The sequence below is a fragment of the Maridesulfovibrio salexigens DSM 2638 genome (assembly GCF_000023445.1).
Classification (GTDB): domain Bacteria; phylum Desulfobacterota; class Desulfovibrionia; order Desulfovibrionales; family Desulfovibrionaceae; genus Maridesulfovibrio; species Maridesulfovibrio salexigens.
On sequence record NC_012881.1, the window covers coordinates 3,539,032 to 3,556,973 of the forward strand.

Annotated in this window: 14 protein-coding genes and 1 pseudogene; 7 read left to right on the forward strand and 8 right to left on the reverse strand. The window is 48.1% G+C overall.

Annotated elements, in window-relative coordinates; all coding sequences use genetic code 11:
* A complete protein-coding gene (locus DESAL_RS16165; protein WP_015853046.1) occupies positions 1-1,044 on the forward strand; it encodes an ABC transporter ATP-binding protein in 1,044 nt (347 codons plus the stop codon).
* A 68-nt stretch (positions 1,045-1,112) separates the two neighbouring features.
* On the opposite strand, the pseudogene DESAL_RS16175 reads toward DESAL_RS16165, so the two are convergent.
* Positions 1,113-2,000, reverse strand: a pseudogene (locus tag DESAL_RS16175) (LysR family transcriptional regulator).
* A gap of 110 nt (positions 2,001-2,110) precedes the next feature.
* Between DESAL_RS16175 and DESAL_RS16180 the strand changes: the two are divergent.
* Positions 2,111-2,545, forward strand: coding sequence for a C-GCAxxG-C-C family protein (locus tag DESAL_RS16180; RefSeq protein ID WP_015853048.1), 435 nt, complete (start codon positions 2,111-2,113; stop codon positions 2,543-2,545).
* A gap of 106 nt (positions 2,546-2,651) precedes the next feature.
* Here DESAL_RS16180 and DESAL_RS16185 read toward each other — a convergent pair whose 3' ends face one another.
* Positions 2,652-3,047 carry a DUF3574 domain-containing protein gene (locus DESAL_RS16185; RefSeq protein WP_015853049.1) on the reverse strand — a complete coding sequence of 132 codons (396 nt, stop codon included), beginning with the start codon at positions 3,045-3,047 and terminating at the stop codon, positions 2,652-2,654.
* 171 nt (positions 3,048-3,218) lie between these two features.
* A complete protein-coding gene (locus DESAL_RS16190; protein WP_015853050.1) occupies positions 3,219-4,010 on the reverse strand; it encodes a 4Fe-4S binding protein in 792 nt (263 codons plus the stop codon).
* 186 nt (positions 4,011-4,196) lie between these two features.
* Here DESAL_RS16190 and DESAL_RS19870 point away from each other — a divergent pair, with 186 nt between their 5' ends.
* The 3 genes from DESAL_RS19870 to DESAL_RS16205 all read left to right on the forward strand — a co-directional run bounded on the left by DESAL_RS19870 (position 4,197) and on the right by DESAL_RS16205 (position 8,085).
* On the forward strand, positions 4,197-6,050 hold the full coding sequence (locus tag DESAL_RS19870) for an NTP transferase domain-containing protein (RefSeq protein ID WP_049760028.1): 1,854 nt from the start codon (positions 4,197-4,199) through the stop codon (positions 6,048-6,050).
* Positions 6,051-6,124: 74 nt separating this feature from the next.
* On the forward strand, positions 6,125-6,709 hold the full coding sequence (locus DESAL_RS16200; protein WP_015853052.1) for a hypothetical protein: 585 nt from the start codon (positions 6,125-6,127) through the stop codon (positions 6,707-6,709).
* 185 nt (positions 6,710-6,894) lie between these two features.
* A complete protein-coding gene (locus DESAL_RS16205) occupies positions 6,895-8,085 on the forward strand; it encodes a PhoH family protein (protein ID WP_015853053.1) in 1,191 nt (396 codons plus the stop codon).
* A 66-nt stretch (positions 8,086-8,151) separates the two neighbouring features.
* On the opposite strand, the gene DESAL_RS16210 is transcribed toward DESAL_RS16205, so the two are convergent.
* From DESAL_RS16210 to thyX, 3 genes are all read right to left on the reverse strand, one after another.
* Positions 8,152-8,844 (reverse strand): DnaA N-terminal domain-containing protein, encoded by a 693-nt coding sequence (locus tag DESAL_RS16210; RefSeq protein WP_015853054.1) that lies wholly within the window; start codon positions 8,842-8,844, stop codon positions 8,152-8,154.
* 207 nt (positions 8,845-9,051) lie between these two features.
* Positions 9,052-10,413 (reverse strand): chromosomal replication initiator protein DnaA, encoded by a 1,362-nt coding sequence (locus DESAL_RS16215; RefSeq protein ID WP_015853055.1) that lies wholly within the window; start codon positions 10,411-10,413, stop codon positions 9,052-9,054.
* A 980-nt stretch (positions 10,414-11,393) separates the two neighbouring features.
* Entirely contained in the window at positions 11,394-12,137 is a 744-nt protein-coding gene (gene thyX / locus DESAL_RS16220; RefSeq protein ID WP_015853056.1) for an FAD-dependent thymidylate synthase, read from the reverse strand.
* 286 nt (positions 12,138-12,423) lie between these two features.
* Between thyX and typA the strand changes: the two genes are divergently transcribed.
* Positions 12,424-14,271 (forward strand): translational GTPase TypA, encoded by a 1,848-nt coding sequence (gene typA / locus DESAL_RS16225; RefSeq protein ID WP_015853057.1) that lies wholly within the window; start codon positions 12,424-12,426, stop codon positions 14,269-14,271.
* Positions 14,272-14,377: 106 nt separating this feature from the next.
* Here the strand turns inward: typA and DESAL_RS16230 are convergent, their stop codons facing one another.
* Positions 14,378-16,330 carry a PAS domain-containing protein gene (locus DESAL_RS16230; protein ID WP_245543754.1) on the reverse strand — a complete coding sequence of 651 codons (1,953 nt, stop codon included), beginning with the start codon at positions 16,328-16,330 and terminating at the stop codon, positions 14,378-14,380.
* Positions 16,331-16,513: 183 nt separating this feature from the next.
* Here DESAL_RS16230 and DESAL_RS16235 point away from each other — a divergent pair, with 183 nt between their 5' ends.
* Positions 16,514-17,524: an asparaginase gene (locus tag DESAL_RS16235; RefSeq protein WP_015853059.1), complete on the forward strand. Its 1,011-nt coding sequence runs from the start codon at positions 16,514-16,516 to the stop codon at positions 17,522-17,524.
* A gap of 58 nt (positions 17,525-17,582) precedes the next feature.
* Here the strand turns inward: DESAL_RS16235 and DESAL_RS16240 are convergent, their stop codons facing one another.
* Complete coding sequence (locus DESAL_RS16240; protein WP_015853060.1) at positions 17,583-17,864, reverse strand: peptidylprolyl isomerase; 282 nt, start codon at positions 17,862-17,864, stop codon at positions 17,583-17,585.
* Positions 17,865-17,942 lie beyond the last annotated feature (78 nt).

Sequence of the window (17,942 nt, forward strand, 5' to 3'; positions counted from 1 at the left end):
ATGTCAGATAAAAATACACCTTTCATGAGCTGCAAGGACCTGAGCAAAGTCTTTGTTAAAAAGCTCGACTTCGCAGGCAAGATTGCCCAGAAGCTGGGCTCAAAACTGCGCGAAGAGCGCGTTCAGGCAGTAGACAGCGTCAACCTCGACATCATGCCCGGTGAAGTTCTGGGTTTGGTGGGCGAATCCGGTTGCGGTAAATCCACACTGGGCCGCATGCTTTGCGAAATTCTGGATCAATCCAATGGAGATATTTTCTACAAGGGCCAGAATGTAAAGGACATGAGCTCCAAGGAACACATGGACTACGCACGCAACGTGCAGATGATCTTTCAGGACCCCTTTGCATCTCTCAACCCGCGCAAAAGGGTTAAGCAGATCATCGGCGAAGCACCGCTCTACCACGGACTGACCGACAAGGCCGGATTCGACAAGTATCTCTCCGATGTCATGCTCCGCTGCGGTCTGGACCCCAGCTACAAGAACCGCTACCCGCACCAGTTCTCCGGCGGTCAGCGCCAGAGAATCGGTATTGCAAGGGCCATGGCCATGCAACCGGAATGTCTGATCTGCGATGAGTCCGTAGCCGCACTGGACGTATCCATTCAGGCCCAGATCCTGAACCTGTTCATGAAGCTGCGCAAAGAACTGAACCTGACCTGCTTGTTTATCAGCCACGACTTAGGCGTGGTCGAGCATATCTCAGACAGGATCGCGGTTATGTACCTCGGTCGCGTTGTTGAAGTCGGAACAGTTGAAAAACTCTTCAGCGATCCGTTCCATCCCTACACTCAGGCCCTTCTGAACGAGGTCCCCAGACTGGACAAACGCGATGTGGACTTCGCCCCGCTTAAAGGCGAAATCCCCTCCCCCCTCGATCCGCCCAATGGCTGCCACTTCCACCCCCGCTGTGCCCATGCCATGGACATCTGCCGTGAAAAGGCCCCGCAGGATAAGGAAATCGAACCAGGACACCGCACATGCTGCCATCTTGCAGATCTGAAGCAGGATGATCAGACGCAGGACGAGTGGATTAGTATGTAGGGTTTGATTTGATAGATATAAAATAAAGAACTCCCCCATAATCTAAGGTTACGGGGGAGTTTTCTATTCTAACCCTGAAGAATCACGGCTTTCGCAAGCTCTAAAAATCGCTTAAGCGGAGGCGAACTCCACTTATCGACATGAGTGATCACCATGATCATCGTTTCCGTAGGGGCTGGGCTCCACTCAAGCCGGACAAGAGTGCCTTTCTCAAAGTCTCGGGCCAGCACCCGTTCAGGACACAGGGCAATCCCCATTCCTCTCCGCAAACAATTCAGCTGTGCCCTGCCGCTGGAAAAAATTATTGATTTTGTTTGTACGTTATTGGTTTCAAGCGACCGCTTGAAGTCTCGTCTGTAGCTTCAATCAACCCGCAATTGCAATAACGTCTGCCCCTGCATATCTGCATCAGACAGAACCCCTTTCCCCGCCATCGGGTGCCCGCAAGAAGCTGCAAGAGTCAAGGCTTCGGGTCGAAGAGCCTCCACCGTTACGCTGTTGAAGCTCAATGAGCTGCTCATCAAGAAAGCCGCATCAATGCGACCGGAATTCAATTCTTCCTTCAAGTGTTCATCATCACAGTTGTTAAAAACAATCTGCGTATTGGGATATTCCGAGGAAAAAGCCTCTATAACTTCCGGCATGTATTCTGAACCGATTGTCTCAGGCATTCGGATTGTGATCGTACCTGAATAATTACGCCCACCCGAAAGACCGTCACGAACCTCTTCACTCATCTGAAGCATACGCCGGGCATAATCCCGCAACATTTCTCCTGCTTCAGTAAGCACAATCCCTCGACCGATCCGATCAAAAAGCCGGACTCCAAGATCTTCTTCCAACAATTTTATCTGGGCGGAGACAGAAGACTGAGCCAGATACAGATCTTTTGCCGCCCGGGTAAAGTTCAGACGCTCGGCTACTGTCAGAAAAGTTTTCAATTGTCGTATTTCCATTCAACACTCCATCGTTTCACACGATTACTGCGATCGCAAACAATCGTTGGACGCGATCACTTAATGTGAACAATAGTTAATAGCGATCAAAATAACAACAGGAGGAACAAATGAATTGCTGTAACAGAAACATATGCGGAGCGGCTGATAAATCAGGAAATTACTTTCTAAATGGGTACCATTGCGCCGAGGCTGTTGTCAGAGGCTCTATTGAGCATGCGGGAATGAAACCGGATGAAATTGTCCGCTACGCCACCCCCTTTGGCGGAGGCTATGGCAAAACATTTCAGGAAGCATGCGGAGCACTAAGCGGAGCCTTAATTGTAATCGGGCATCTCTACGGTCGCAATGAAGCAGGACAGAGTTGGGACTATCCGGCTGCCCTTGCCGAAATAATCAGAGATAAATTTTTAGAAAAATACGGCACAACAAAATGCATTAATCTGAGAGAAAAATTCGGACCTGAAGCACAACAACAAAAATGTTCTGAAATCGTCCGCTGGATAAGTTGCGAAGTAATGGATGAGCTGGAACTGGAGAATTAGGTTTGTGTTATTTCCAGCCATGTAACCAGACCGGATTTTCAATCAAAAAAACGTCCTCCAACAAAAATACGATGGAGGACGTTTTAATTAAACTCATCAATATAAACTAATTAAACTCAACCTTGACGGGACTGACAATCTTCAAGACGGATTCCTGCTTGAATATATCCTTGTAGGCCTTCGCTATCTCGTCCACGCGCAATTCGGCATCCTTGTCCGTAGAGACTATCATGAGCACCTTACTCCCTTCGGAATAGGTGAGGCCTTTATTGCCTCCCCAGAAGCCTTGGGCATCAAAAACAGTGTAGCCGTCACTGAACTTAGGAGTGACCTGCTTACGCAAAAAATCCTGAAAACATTCTGAACTTATTTGCTTTTTACCATCCTGATAAGTCTGCCCCATGTATAGCTCATAACGGTTCCATTTGCTCGTTGCACAACCGGACAAGCCAAAAGCCAACAACAGGACCACAACAGCCAGTATTCGCACAGAACTACGCATAAGAAATACTCCTCCAAGTCTACGACAAGACTCCAACGCGAACCCCCAAAACTATCCAAGCAAGCGGCGAAGCCATATTAAAAGTTTTTGAAGAGTCCAGAGAAACTTTTTACAAAAAGTTTCTCTGGCCGCCGGAGGCAAAATCAATTCATCCCAAGACGCGTAGCGCACCTAAATAAATACTTCAGGCTCACGGCGATCACTGAAATTATCAGCCAGCCACTGAGAAACTTCGAGCAGACGGGGTACTTCAAGCTTGCGCGCCTCAAAAGCACAGACCTTAACGCAGGCGCAGCAGAAAATACACTTGTCCGGGTCAGTTTCCACTAAGGAACCTACAGAGATTGCTGCTGTGGGACAGACCCTTTCGCAAGAACCGCAAAGCTGGCAGGCATCGTTGGAGACGGGCGAAGCTGAAGCCTTGGGCGAACGTTCCTTGTAAGGACGATCACCGGGAATCTCTACATCTCCAGCGAAGAGAGAACCATCAGCAAGCTTTGCAGCGAGAGATTTACCGAACTCGCGTGCCTTACCCAGATCATCTTCATCAGGACGGCTGACCGCGATGGGAGTCCTCTCACTGGAAAAAGAATGCTCGCCAATGAACGCAGCTCCTGCAAGAGTCTTAAACCCTGCTTCTACGGCAATATCAGCAAGCTCAATAAGCGCATCCTCATAAGCACGGTTACCGTAAACAACCACTGGAACTACAGGACTGCCACAGGACTTCAATGCCTTAAAACGTTCCACGGCAATGAGCGGAATGCGGCCGCCGTAGACAGGAGCACCGATTATCACCAGATCATTATCAGCACAGTCGCAAGTTTCGGGCACTCGGTCCGCCCGGGTAACATCAACGACCTCTGAACATTCCGCACCGACACCTTCAGCAATGGCATCCAAAATACGGCGGGTGGTCCGGGTGGGGGAAAAACAAATCATCTTCAATTTCTTGCAGGACATAAAAACTCCATATCAAATTACTAAGTAAGACATCCGCCAAGTGACTTTACTTTTAGAAAATTTAAGTACAGGGGCAAAGGTGATTTTGTAAACAGTTTTAATATAGCGTGTATCAACTCATCTGGCTTTTTTCAGCATAATAAAAAGGTTATGGCATACTGGAACCTTTTGTGCGATATAAAAACAATGAGCGGAAATACAGACAAATTGAACTTGAGTGCAGCCATCTTAGCCGGTGGCGAAGGGCGACGCATGGGCAGGACCGATAAATCCTGCCTTGAAATTTCCGGTGAAAAACTGGTCAGCAGGATCATCCGCAGTCTTGAAGGTATTTTTTCGGAAACCTTTATCATTACCCGCACCCCGGAAAACCACCCGGACCTTGATGTACGGCTGGTTGGAGACCTGTTTGAATCACGTAGTTCACTGACCGGAATACATTCCGCGCTCTACCATTCCCGCACTGATCATGTGTTCATCACCGCCTGTGATTCACCATTCCTTAACCGGGAACTAATCAGCGAATTGCTGAGCAGGGTTGAACCGGATGACGATGTGGTGATTCCCATACACCCGGACGGCTTCTACGAACCACTCTGCGCTGTTTATTCAAAACGCTGCCTGCCGTTTATCGAAGAAAATCTGAAAAAGAATATATTTCAGATCATCCGCTTTTTCCCGCAGGTAAAGGTAAAAACCGTGAACACGGACTTGCTGGCAAAGAAAGATCATGGCCTGACAACTTTCATAAACATAAATACTCCTGATGAATTAAGCCGGGTCCGCGAAGATCTGGATAATCCTACAGACAGATCCGGCAGCGGACAGAACTCTTTCCCACACTCCATCCCGCGCAGTGCAGCTCTCAAACTTATCCGTAAAAGCATTGCCCTGCCAAAAAGCGAATACGTTCCTGTAACGGACTGTTCAGGACTAGTTGCCGCAGAAACCCTGCAATCGGGTATCTCCCTGCCTGAACATGACCGCTCGGCCATGGATGGATTTGCAGTACCCAGTGCATTCACTGCTGCTGCGTCCGCAGATATACCGATTGAGATGGGCTTTTCCGGGGAAGTTCGCCCCTCCTGTCCGGTACCGGAAAAATGCGAAGAACAGGCTGTCCGTGTCCTGACTGGCGGAATTATTCCCGAAGGCACCGATGCGGTCATACCCTTTGAGAACGTTCAGGTGGGGGAATGCTCCATCTGCATTAGCTCTCCGGTGCGCGAGGGGGATTTCATCCGCAAAACCGGATCGGATATTATGAAGGGTGAGACCATCGTCAATTCGGGCACTGTTATTTCGCCCTGTGACGCCGCTCTGCTGGCTTATGCCGGAATCCGCTCCATTCCAACTTACCCATTACCCAAAGTGGCTGTAATGGCCGTTGGCAATGAGCTGTGCGATCCGGCCCAGAAAACCCAGTGCGGCCTGATTCCGGCTGACAACCTCATCCTCATGAAATCCTTATGCTATCGTTACGGAATCCGTGATGTGCGCATTGCGCCCTGCACGAATTCTCCGGAAGCTATATCCGAAGCAGTGCAGGCCAATAAAGATTGCAGGCTGATCGTCACTACCGGTGGAACAGGTCCCGGCAACCGCGATTTTGTATTCAATTCCATCCAACAGGCCGGAGGAATACCTATTTTCAAAGGGCTGGCCATGCATCCGGCAAAATCAGTATTTGCATTCAGCATGGACAACTCAATTGTCATCGGACTGCCCGGCCCGCCCAATGCAGTGAATCTTGCCTTCCACACCATAGTCAATCCGGTAATCAATATGTTGCAGGCAAAAACGGTAACTTCCACCACGAGCCCGGCAATTCTTACCGATGCGCTGAAAGGTGGACGCGACCGGGAAAAACTACGTCCCTGCCGCATTTTTGAAGACAACGGGAAAATTTTAGCTGACCCTTTGCTCGATAAAACCTTTTCACCACGTAAGGTTATGAGCCTGTGTAACGGAATAATCATTCTTCCTGCGGACTGCGGAGAACTTCCTCCTCAGAGCGTTGTTCAAGTAATCCGTCTCTAAGTCACTATTTCAGGCATAATTACTGCATTTATTCGGCTCAAGAAAAAAATGCCCTGAAATCCATGGAGCCGAACATGATCAATTCCGTCCAATCAGCATACGCAACACAATCAGTCGACGAAGTTCTGCAATCCCGCGCCAGAACACAACCGACCTCTCAGGAACGACAATCCGGGGACAAGGTCACTATCTCCGATTCCGCCAAGATGCTTGCTTCCATCGACAGCTTTTTCTCCGATATGAATATCCCGTACACACCGGGACAATCCATATCCCTTGATGATCTTAAAACAGGTCTGGAAACCAGCACAAAAAAATTTCAGGATGACGTGAATGTGCTTTTCCTGCAAAACGATATCAGCACTGATCCCCCAGTAGAATTGACTACTGACGGATACGGAAATGTCCGGGTGATGGGAGACCATCCCCAAAAAGACAAGATCGAACAGCTTTTTGAAGACAACCCTGATCTCGCCAATGATTTCCGTGGAATCAGTGGGCTGAACAGTCTGGTTGAAGCCGGGGAAGAATACCTCGAATTTGCCAAGGCTTATGAGAAGAACCCTTATGAAGCCGTGGCTAAGTACAGCCACATCTTCAGCGGGATGGATATTGAAGAATTCAGCATGACCGTTGGCGGGGATAATTCTGTCGCATAAACTTAACCTAAGCGAAATATATTTGGCTTCCCCTAGCCTCCATGATGTTGTATATTGAAATCATGAGGAAAACCAAGCAGGGCAGCCTGCAGACTCATAAGAGCATACGAATGCATCGTTCATAATAAGGCGGCCCTAATCGGGTCGCCTTTTCTCTTTTGGACCACTTTAAAAGAGGAGGCTTTATGGGACAGAAGAACTTCGTTCTGGACACCAACGTACTCATTGAAAACCCCAAATGCATCACCGCTCTGCGCAACGGAGTGGAAAACAACGTTCACCTCCCCTATACCGTCATTACCGAGCTGGATAAGCTCAAGCGTGACCCACGCATCGGACACATTGTTTCCCAAGCAGTAAGGTCCATTTTAAAAGACGACAAAATCTCTATCCTCTCCCCTGATTTTGCGGAAAAACTTGGCAGCCTGAGCCCGGATGACCGCATTCTCAAGGAAACACTCAACGCGCCCATTGATGATCCTATTTTGGTCACTAATGACCGCATCCTGCAAATCAAGGCAGGAATTCACAATCTAACATGGGAAGAATACAAGGATTCCGATCCGTTCCGCTCTGACTCCCAGATGTATACCGGATTTGTGGATGAAGACGAAACGCCCTATGTAAACAGCTTCCGCTGGGAAAACGGAACCCCGGTATTTTACGGTAACAAGGAGAACAAGACCATCTCCTACACCCATGAAGTCTGGGGAGTAAAACCGCGCAACATCTATCAGAACCTTGCACTTGAGCTGATGCTCAACAATGAAATCAACCTTGTCTCCATTCAATCAGAAGCCGGATACGGGAAGACATTTCTTGCTCTGGCATCCGCGCTATATCTGGCCCTTGAGAAAAAGGACAATCCCTTTGAAAAAGTCTATCTGGTGAAACCAATCTGGGAAATTGGAGCCAAAATGGGCTTCCTGCCCGGATCAGTGGAAGAAAAAATGCAGCCTTATGTTCGGTACGTACGTGACCTGACAGTAAAGCTGCACGAACAGCGTCCGGCCAACCGTATTTTCATGGATACGGACTCCGAAAAATTCCGCTTCAACCAGAAGAAATTTGAAATTCTGCCCATAGCATATATCCGGGGCATGAACCTTGAGAACTGCGTTGTCATCATTGATGAGATGCAGAACATGTCTCGTTCAGAAGTGCGCTCGCTGCTGACCCGTATGGGTGAAGGTGTTAAGTGCATTTGTCTCGGCGACACGCGACAGGTGGATAACCCCTATCTCAACGAAAGCAACAACGGTCTCAACTGGGTAGTTAAGAAGCTGCGCGACAATAAGGAATACGCGCACATGGTCCTTAAGGGCGAACGTTCGCGTGGACCTATTACCGACATGGTTTTGAAGACAGGTTTGTAAACACAAAAGCCCGGCTGTTCCGAGAACAGCCGGGCCTTTTATCCTATTAATTCAGAAATTTTTTTACTACTTTTGGAAGATCCTCAGGAGGAGTTCGTCGAGGTCTTCGCCGTTATCAATGGCTTCGGAAATTTCGCTTTCCAGAACCTGCGCACCCTTGCGCACTTCGGAAACCGTGCAATCCATGTTCAAGGCCACTTCCTCGGCAGGGATACCGTAACGGAAGCAGAGATAATACAGAGCGCGACGGGCAAGCACAGCATGATCATTGGCCTGCATCATCAGGTCACGAAATGAAACCGCAAAAGCTTCAAGCACAGCATCAAGGATGGAATCAAATGTCTGTGCTTCCAGTTCGGGCATAACTTCAGTGGCTTCGACTTCAAAATCAGCCTCATCAAAATCCACCGGCCTCAAACTTCGTACAATCCCGGTCAGCCTGTTGATGCTGGCCAGAATTTCTTCTGCTGCGTAATAAGCAGTAACATCGGAAATGAATTCCCGTGGGTTGCCCGCTTTTCCGCTTTCCAAATCAATGGTTACCCCGACCTTGGTCTCAAGTACTTCCTGCGCGGCATCCTTAATGCGATCCAGCAAATGTTCCTGCACCCAGTTCATTACAAACTCATTAGGTGCGGTCAGCTGAACTACGCCATCTTCATAGCGTGCAGTCAAAGGTTCCACCCAAACCCTGACCAACACAGGATTAATGCGTACAAGAAGCTTTTTCTTTATGGAGCTCCATACATTGGAATTCATTTCCCACCTCTGCAATTTGGGCCCTCAAAAAAGGACCGTCGAAAGACATATACAAACCGGTTGCAATGAATATCCCCAAACCCGAAAAAGAGCAAACAGCTTTATACTGTCACTCTTTTTCGGAAATCAAAAACGCTAAAAAACAAAAACAACAGAAAAAACACCCCAAAGGGAATCATAAAAAATCTGTTGTCCAAAAAACCAATCTTACGGAGTAAGTCGGTCTATAGTATCCTGCAACTGCCTTCCAAGGGGGGTCTGCAGGGAAATTTCACGTTCAATATTGGTAATACCTTTGATTACGGTAGAATGTCTGCGGCCCAGTCTGGTTCCGATATCCTTAAGGGACAGTTCGGTATGCTTGCGGGCGAGGAAGAAAGCGGTGTTTCTTGCCAGTACGATCTGGCGTTTACGGCTTTTAGAGCGCAACTGATCAGCAGTAAGTTCGTAAGAACGGCAGATATGATCCACAATGGAATCATAGCTGGGCGCGGCTTTGGCAATGGAATAGTTTTCCAATACCTGCCAGGCCAGTTCCTGCGAAACATCACGGTTGAGCAGTCTTGCCTTCAGCACTAGGTTCTGCAAGCAGCTTTCCAGCTGTCTTACGTCTGTGGTAATACGGTCCGCCAGAAGTTCGGAAATGGAATCCGGAACCTGGGTACCCAGTCGTATGGCTTTGCTTTCAACGATTCTCTTTCTGGTCTCAAAATCAGGAGTGGAAATAAGTGCCAGCAGACCTGAACTGAAACGGGAAACCAACTGAGGGTCTACCTTATCAAGTTCACGAGGCAGAAAGGAGCTGGTCATAACCACTTTGGAGCCGCGCAATTGCAGACTCTTCAGGGTTTCCAGAATTTCATCCTGCATTTTCTGCTTGCCCTGAAAGAAATGAATATCTTCCAGAAGCAGACAATCCACATTATCCCTGAATTCGGATTTGAAACGGGAAATTTCACCGGCTTTAAGAGCCAGAACCATTCTGTTTGCGAACTCTTCTGCTGTAAGACAGGCAATGGATATGTTCTTCTTGTTACTGGAAGCACACAGATTTTTGCCTATTGAATGCAGCAGATGAGTTTTTCCAAGACCGGGAGCGGAGCTCATGAAGAGCTGGTCACCGGGCAGGGAGTTATCACAGAGACTTCTGGACGCGGCGCAGGCAAGTCTGTTGGACTCGCCGATTACGAAATCGTCAAAAGAAAAACGCCAACGGGGAATACGAGTATTGACCACCGCGGAAGACATCATGGGAAGGCCCATGCTTGCCTGTACTGGACGGGCTGCCGCAGGTCTGGGTCTATCGACCTTGACCGCGGGCCTTTCTACGGACTTCCTAACCCCAATCTCCACCTTGGGGCTGGTGCCGAGAACCTGCTCGCCAGCTTCTTTGATGTTGTCCATGAGACGGTCCCTAACCCAGGCTGCCACAAAGTCGTTAGGAGCATACAATTTAATTGTATTGCTGCTGACTTCCGCCTTCAGGGGCTTGATCCATACTTTGTACAGACCGGGGTTCAGTCCCTTCTCAAGAAATTTTAGAATTTTATTCCAGCTGTCTCTCATCATGAGGGGTTTACTAATTCAAAGTGAGTATAACCATCAACTCTTGATAAGGCGGCAGACGTCCAATGACGCCGCAATGGTTATCTACAACTTAAACTACTGTTTTTATGGATTTTTCCTTTAATGCAAGCAATTCGGTCAGCAAGACCCGAAAGCTCTTAAAGGCCGTAACTGCAAGCTTGAGCAACTTTTCAATATTATTTTTCAACACCTGTGGAAAACTTTTTCCACAGGTAGAAACTATATTTACTCAAGATAACGCAAAATTACGTCTTTTCTCTCATTGTTACATTTCTTCTTACTCATTATTTTAGATTTGAACTCCGTCACAAATACGTAACATAATCCACGTAAGCAATTAATTTTATATTACTTATTAAAAATAACACAAAAAACATCAAGCATTTATAAATATCAATTGAAAGACTACACACCGCTAAACCCAGTAAACTAAAGGGCTCTTGGGCATGTCACTTTAGAACAATTTCTAAGTAGTTGATATAACGCCTTTTTAATTTCCTTGACACTACGTAGTGCTTGCAAACAAAGGGTTTTCTAACATACAAGTTACTGACAGATATGCATGGAAAGATGCAACAATTGATCAAATAATCAATTTCAGCCGTCCCGCCTTCTCTGACATTATAAAGTTACTGAGAATATAAGTATCTATGCGGTGTCTTCCGGTGTATGTCGTGAAATTTAGAACTTGTCTTTCACGTGAGAAATAGATCCGACAGGCTTATTCTCAGCTGCTTAAAATCTACTTGAATCCATTTAACCTGCTTTCAAAATAAATTTCGGCAAATTTTCATGCCTAATTTCCAGTTTTAGCCAATTTCGACCGATTTCAGACAAATTCAGGACAAAAAAAAGCCTGCCCAAAAAAATTGGACAGGCATATAAAAAAAATCACTTAACCTAAATATAGAAAACTACCGAGAAGTGATGCTCTGCGCGGACATATTATATAATGTAGGGGATCACTCGCCCTTGGTCAGTTGTTTCAGGGTCGGATAGCGACCACAGGCAAACCTGTCGGCTTCAGGGCAGTATCCCAATTGCTCACAGCTGGCTCCACCATGCTCGAAAATTGCCGGAAACTCTTCCTTGCATATTTTGAGCATCTTATCGGCCATCTTCCGAACTTCCCACTGAGCACGCTGACAACAACGCAAATTGAAAAAATGCATCAATGAACGACAGTTCATAGTGATGACAATCTTGGTTTCTGCTGCCTGCGGCAATACAAATCGGGCATCTTCATTAGCTTTGTCTTCACGCCCGGCATCAACGAGAATTTCACGCAAATCTTTGTAGGCACTGCCTACTTCTTCCATGAACTTTTCAAACCGCTCACGCGCTTCGGGAATCTTAGCGATGGCCGGAGGAATGATATAATCCATATCATTTTCGGTCACATACCGCTGGCTCTGCTGCGAATATGAAGCAATGCGATGGCGGACTATCTGATGGGAACAGGCCCGGGAAATACCTTCGATGGCAAAAGTAAAGCTGACATGCTCAATGGGGCTGTCATGGCCGGACTCAAGGACCTTGGAAACAAACGTGGCCTGCTTTTCCTTTTCAATTTCACCATTCAGGAGCCGGGGCCACATGTCGGCCACAAACCCGGCGTGATAACATTGCCGAAAAGAAGCATAAAGCAACTCCAGGGCATTGGGGGTCATGGACAACAGTTCCACTCGTAAATCTTTCTCAGGCATATGCGCTCCTTAAATTTATGCCCCCTACATAAAGTAATTCATACAGGGGCGCAACTTGATATAGGGAGTCGGCTCTAAAAGCAAGCTTTAGGGCTGCAACAGACAATTATTCGCCTGAATGTCACCTAAAAGCCCATTTTTTCTCTTGCCAGCCGTCTTAATATACCCTAACTAACGTCTCCTTATCTCTACTTTAACCAGCCGCTGAGAATTTTGCCCCTATTTTTATACTGTACACTCCGTGCAGGGGATTTTTTTTGGCAAATCTCCGGCGCCGGAGGAATCCGTGACTAAACTTATCCAAAACGAAAAAATTAGAAATATAGCTATCATAGCCCACGTTGACCATGGTAAAACAACCTTGGTTGACGGTATGTTCAAGCAGAGCGGCCTGTTCCGCGAAGGTCAGGAAGTTGATGACCGCCTCATGGACAGCATGGACCTTGAACGCGAACGCGGCATCACCATTGCTGCAAAAAACTGCGCAGTTGATTGGAAAGGCGTAAAAATCAACATCATCGACACCCCCGGTCACGCCGACTTCGGTGGTGAGGTTGAACGTTCCCTGTCCATGGCTGATGGCGCTATCCTCCTGGTTGACGCTTCCGAAGGCCCCCTGCCCCAGACCCGTTTCGTACTCAAAAAAGCACTTGAAGCCGGTCTCAAAATCATCGTTGTCATCAACAAGATTGACCGTGGCGATGCCCGTCCTGACGAAGTTCTCGACGAAGTATACGACCTCTTCATCGATCTTGACGCCAACGAAGAACAGCTCGAATTTCCCCTGCTTTACGCAATCGGCCGTGACGGTATCGCACAGGAAACCCTTGAAGAAAAAGGTGAGAACCTGCACCCGCTCATGGACCTCGTTCTGGAACAGGTTCCCGGTCCCTCTTATGACGAATCCGAACCTTTCCAGATGCTCGTATCCGACCTCGGTTACTCCGATTACCTCGGACGCCTTGCCATCGGTAAGGTAATCCACGGCAGCGCAAAACAGAACGAACCTCTGCTCTGCATCAATGAAAAGGAAGAGCACGTTTCCCTGCGTCTGACCAAAATCCAGACCTATGACGGCGTTTCCTTTGCTGAAACAAAATCAGCCGAGCCCGGTGATATCGTAGTTGTTTCCGGTATTGAAGACATCACTATCGGTGACACCATCTGCACCAAGGAAGCACCCAAGGCACTGCCGCGCATCACTGTTGACGAGCCTACCGTTTCCATGCGCTTCACCATCAACACCTCGCCCATGGCAGGTCTTGAAGGCAAGCTGGTTCAGTCTTCCAAAATCCGCGAAAGACTGCACAAGGAAACCCTGCTCAACGTGGCTGTAAAAGTAGAGGAAAGCGATGAGAAAGACAGCTTCATCGTAAAAGGCCGTGGAGAATTCCAGCTGGCTATCCTTATTGAAACCATGCGCCGCGAAGGTTTTGAACTTTCCGTGGGCCGTCCTGAAGTTATTTACAAAAACGAAGGCGGACGCAAGCTGGAGCCGATGGAACAGGTTTTCATCGACTGTGAAGAAGCTTTCCTCGGCGTAGTTACTGAAAAGCTTTCCACCCGCAAGGGCAAAATGACCAACCTGGTCAACAACGGTAAGGGCAGAGTCCGCATGGAATTCTCCGCTCCTTCCCGCGCCCTTATCGGCTACCGCGATGAGTTCCTGACCGACACCAAGGGTACCGGTATCATGAACTCACTCTTCGCAGGTTATGAAGATTACCGTGGAGATTTCCCCTCCCGCTACACCGGTTCCCTCGTGTCCGACCGTGCGGGTAAAGGCGTTCCCTACGCTATCTTCAACCTTGAGCCTCGCGGCGAAATGTTCATCGAACCCGGTGATCCCGTTTACGAAGGCATGATTGTAGGTGAGCACAACAGGGACAATGATATCAACATCAACCCCACCAAAGAGAAAAAGCTTACCAACATGCGTGCTTCCGGTAAGGATGAGGCTGTAATCCTGACCCCCATCCGTCCCATGACCCTTGAGCGGGCCATGCACTTCATCCGCGACGATGAGCTGATCGAAGTAACCCCGGAATCCATCCGCCTGCGTAAAATTGAACTTTCCGCATCCAAACGCCACATGGCACGTGGCAAGCAGCTCAAGGCCAAAGGCCAGAAATAAGCACAAGCCTCAATACTGAAAATATAAGCCGGGGGAGTCTTTTAAAGACTCCCCCGGCTTTCCCTTATTTGCCAACTTCCCTTTGGCGTCATCTTTCCCGAAGGACTTAAACCAGTCCTTGGGAAAATATATCCGATACCGGACCTCGCGGCAGCTGGATCGTAAATTTAGTACCCTTTCCCGGTTCAGAATCAATCCTGATTGTCCCACCGTGGTTACGGGTAATTATGAAATAAGCCACGGACAATCCAAGCCCGCTGCCGCCGTCAGTGCGAGAACTGAAAAACGGTTCAAAGGCCTTCTTGCTGGTAAATTTATCCATACCCGGGCCATTATCCTCAACCTCTATAGTCAGATAAGCGTTATTGCAATATCCACGTACAACTATTTCGGGGCTAATTCCAGAACAGCCTTCATCAATGATTGATTGAGCTGAATTTCGCATCAAATTAAACAGAACCTGCTCCAGCTCGGATGAATAGCAGAGCACATGCGGCAACTCTTTCTGAAAGTCCTGCACAAAATTAATCTTGCGAAAATCGCAACCTTCCTCATTGCATAAATCAGCGTCAGCGCTTGCAATAGCCCGCTCCACTATCTCTGGAATAGAGCAAAAATCTTTCTTGTCCCCGGATTTACGGCTGAAATTGAGCATATTTACAATTACTTTTGCCGCCCGGGTCCCCGCCTCCTTGATTTCCTCAACCATAGTCAGAATCTTGCGCTCCTTAAGATAACTGCGCACTGAATCAAGAGAAACACCAACTTTCTTCGCAGTTTCAATATTTCCGGGCAAATCAGGGGAAAGCCTGCGTTCTATGTTCTGAGCCGACTGGGTAATGACTCCCAACGGATTATTAATCTCGTGGGCCATACCTGCGGAAAGGCTGGCTACTGTGGTCATCTTTTCGGTCTGGATCATCAGTTCCTGAACTTTCATCTTATGGGAATAGTCACGTAAAACACCGACCATACGCACAGGAGTTCCGTTGGCATCAAGCAGGAAACTGCCTTCATCCTCTACATAAAGATAACTGCCGTTCTTGCGCCTGAATCTATAAACTGAAACAAAAGGAGTTCCTGCACGGATGCATGCTTCCAGTTCGTCCATGACCTCTTTACGATCGTCCGGGTGGATTCTTTCTTCCCAGCCTTTAAGGTTCACAGACTGAAATTCACGCTCCTCTACCCCGGTAATTTCAAGCACAGCACCGGACCAGACGATTTCATCAGTCTCAAGGTTCAAATCATAGACCATCTGTCCGGTCTTTTCAGCCATGAGCCGATAACGCTCTTCACTCTGATGCAATGCCTGTTCAGCCAACATGAGCGGCGTAACGTCAGTTATAAACCCTTCAAGAAAACCTTCGTCATATTCATTCTTGACATCAACGCCCTTTTCCCAGACCCATTTCTCCTCGCCGGAAGCTGTCCTGATCTTATAGATCATTTCAAAAGGCTCCCGATCCTGCACAGCTTCCTGCACACATTCCCAGACATGGGCCTGATACTGGGGAAGGATTATATCTGCATAAGAAATATCACGGTTTCTAAGCATGGCTTCAGGCTTATAACCGGTCAGCTCAAAACAACCTTCACTGATAAACTCCATTGTCCAGTTTACATCATTTTTACAGCGGTAAGCCATGCCCGGAAGATTCGCCAGTAGAGTGGCAAGAATATGCTCCTGACCATATGAACTTTGATCAGCTTCAATGCTGCGCCCATGCACACGCCCCTTAAGTACTATGATACCGGAATCATCATGAAACAGACCTTTCCAAAGAATCCTCCCCGACTCAGTTACCGATTCAAAACTACCGGCAGGTAATGGATCGGCATCAACAATACGATCAGCAAATCTACCCAGCCCCTTTACCAATAAAATTGATGCGGCCGGGTCCAGATATTGCCCCGCAGTCAACTGACCTGAAATAACCGCAGCTTCTTCACCACCGATAAATACTATACGTTTATTCTCATCAAGGCCGACAACAACACCGGGATAGTCCTGAGACAGGAACTCGATCCCCTGCATAATATATCCTTCTAAAGCCACCACGTTTGAAGCACCCTCCAAAGCAGTAAAAATGGAATTCTGGCTTCATTATAGCACACACGGCATATAAGGACAGCGAAAACTTAAATATTATAAAACACCACTCCCGCCCGGAACTGTTGCCATTCAAGGCTTCGTGCTGTACCAGAATCCAATAAGACTAGATTGTTTACGGAGATTAAAATGGGTTCAAACAATATCTCAGGAGAGGTTATCCTCATCTTCACCGGGGGCACCATCGGCATGAGCGAAAAGCCGGATGCCGGAGGGGTCGTCCCTGACGACAATTTCACCAAACTGCTTAATGAAGTCACCCCGGACGGACACGACATCAAGATCCGGCCTGTACTCTGGTCAGACATTCCCAGCCCGCATATGTCCCCTGACAAAATGCTGCAACTGGCCCACGATGTAGAAGATTTTCTTACAGAGGAGCAGGTGCTTGGAGCGGTAATCCTGCACGGAACCGACCTGATGGCCGAGACCGCCTATGTTTTGGACCTTACTGTGCGTTCACCAAAGCCGGTAATTCTCACCGGAGCCATGCGCTACTTCAATGAATCAGGCTATGACGGAATCCGCAACCTTGTAGACGCTGTGCGGACCTGTCTGCTGCCCCCGCCGGAAGGAACAGACGTCATCATCCAGATGGCTGACAAACTTTTTGCCGCCAAGAACGCCATCAAATCTAGTTCCCTGAACGTTGACCCGTTTATCGGCCAAAACACCGGGAGAATAGGCTTTATTGCCGGAGAATCAGTAATCCTGACCCGAGCCAAACCGGGACGCAGACCACGCCTGCCCTTCCCGGTTACAGGAATGGCCGACAAGGTCCATCTGGTAGGCTGTCATCCGGGCATGGATTCAACTATACTGGAAAAACTGCTCGAAAGTGGAGCCAAAGGTATAGTTCTGGAAGGATTCGGAGCAGGGAACACCCCGCCCGGGGCAGTTCCCGGAATCGAGAAATGCATCGCAGCCGGAATCCCGGTAGTTCTCTGCACCCGCTGTGTAGAAGGCGGAGTATGGCCCATCTACGCCTACCCCGGAGGAGCCGCCAACCTGAAACAGAAAGGGGTCATCATCGCCGGGGGTCTTTCCGCCCTCAAAGCGACCCTGCTCCTGCAAATGCTGCTGGGATCAGGTTGCCCCTGCAACAGGATTGAAGAGATATTTGCTGAAGAGAGTGTGTAATAAAAAAGAAAAGCCCCGACGAAGTCGGGGCTTTTTTATTATCACGGTGAAGAGTTGTTTAGTCTTCGCGGCTATCGATGATCAGCAGGTGGTAACCGAACTGAGTTTTTACCGGGCCGTGAACTTCGCCAACTGCTTCATTGAACACAACGGTATCAAATTCCGGAACCATCTGGCCGGGGCGGAATTCACCGAGATCACCGCCGCGCTGTCCGGAGGGGCAGCTGGAGTGTTTTTTTGCTACTTCACCAAAATCTGCGCCGTCCTGAATCTGTTTTTTCAGGTCCAGACAGGTCTGTTCATCGCTAACCAAAAGATGACGGGCTGATGCTTTTGCCATGCTCGTGCTCCTATAAGCTTAAATATTTTTTAATAAACCATGTAATCTTGCCATTGCGATTTTATTCATCGCAAAAAA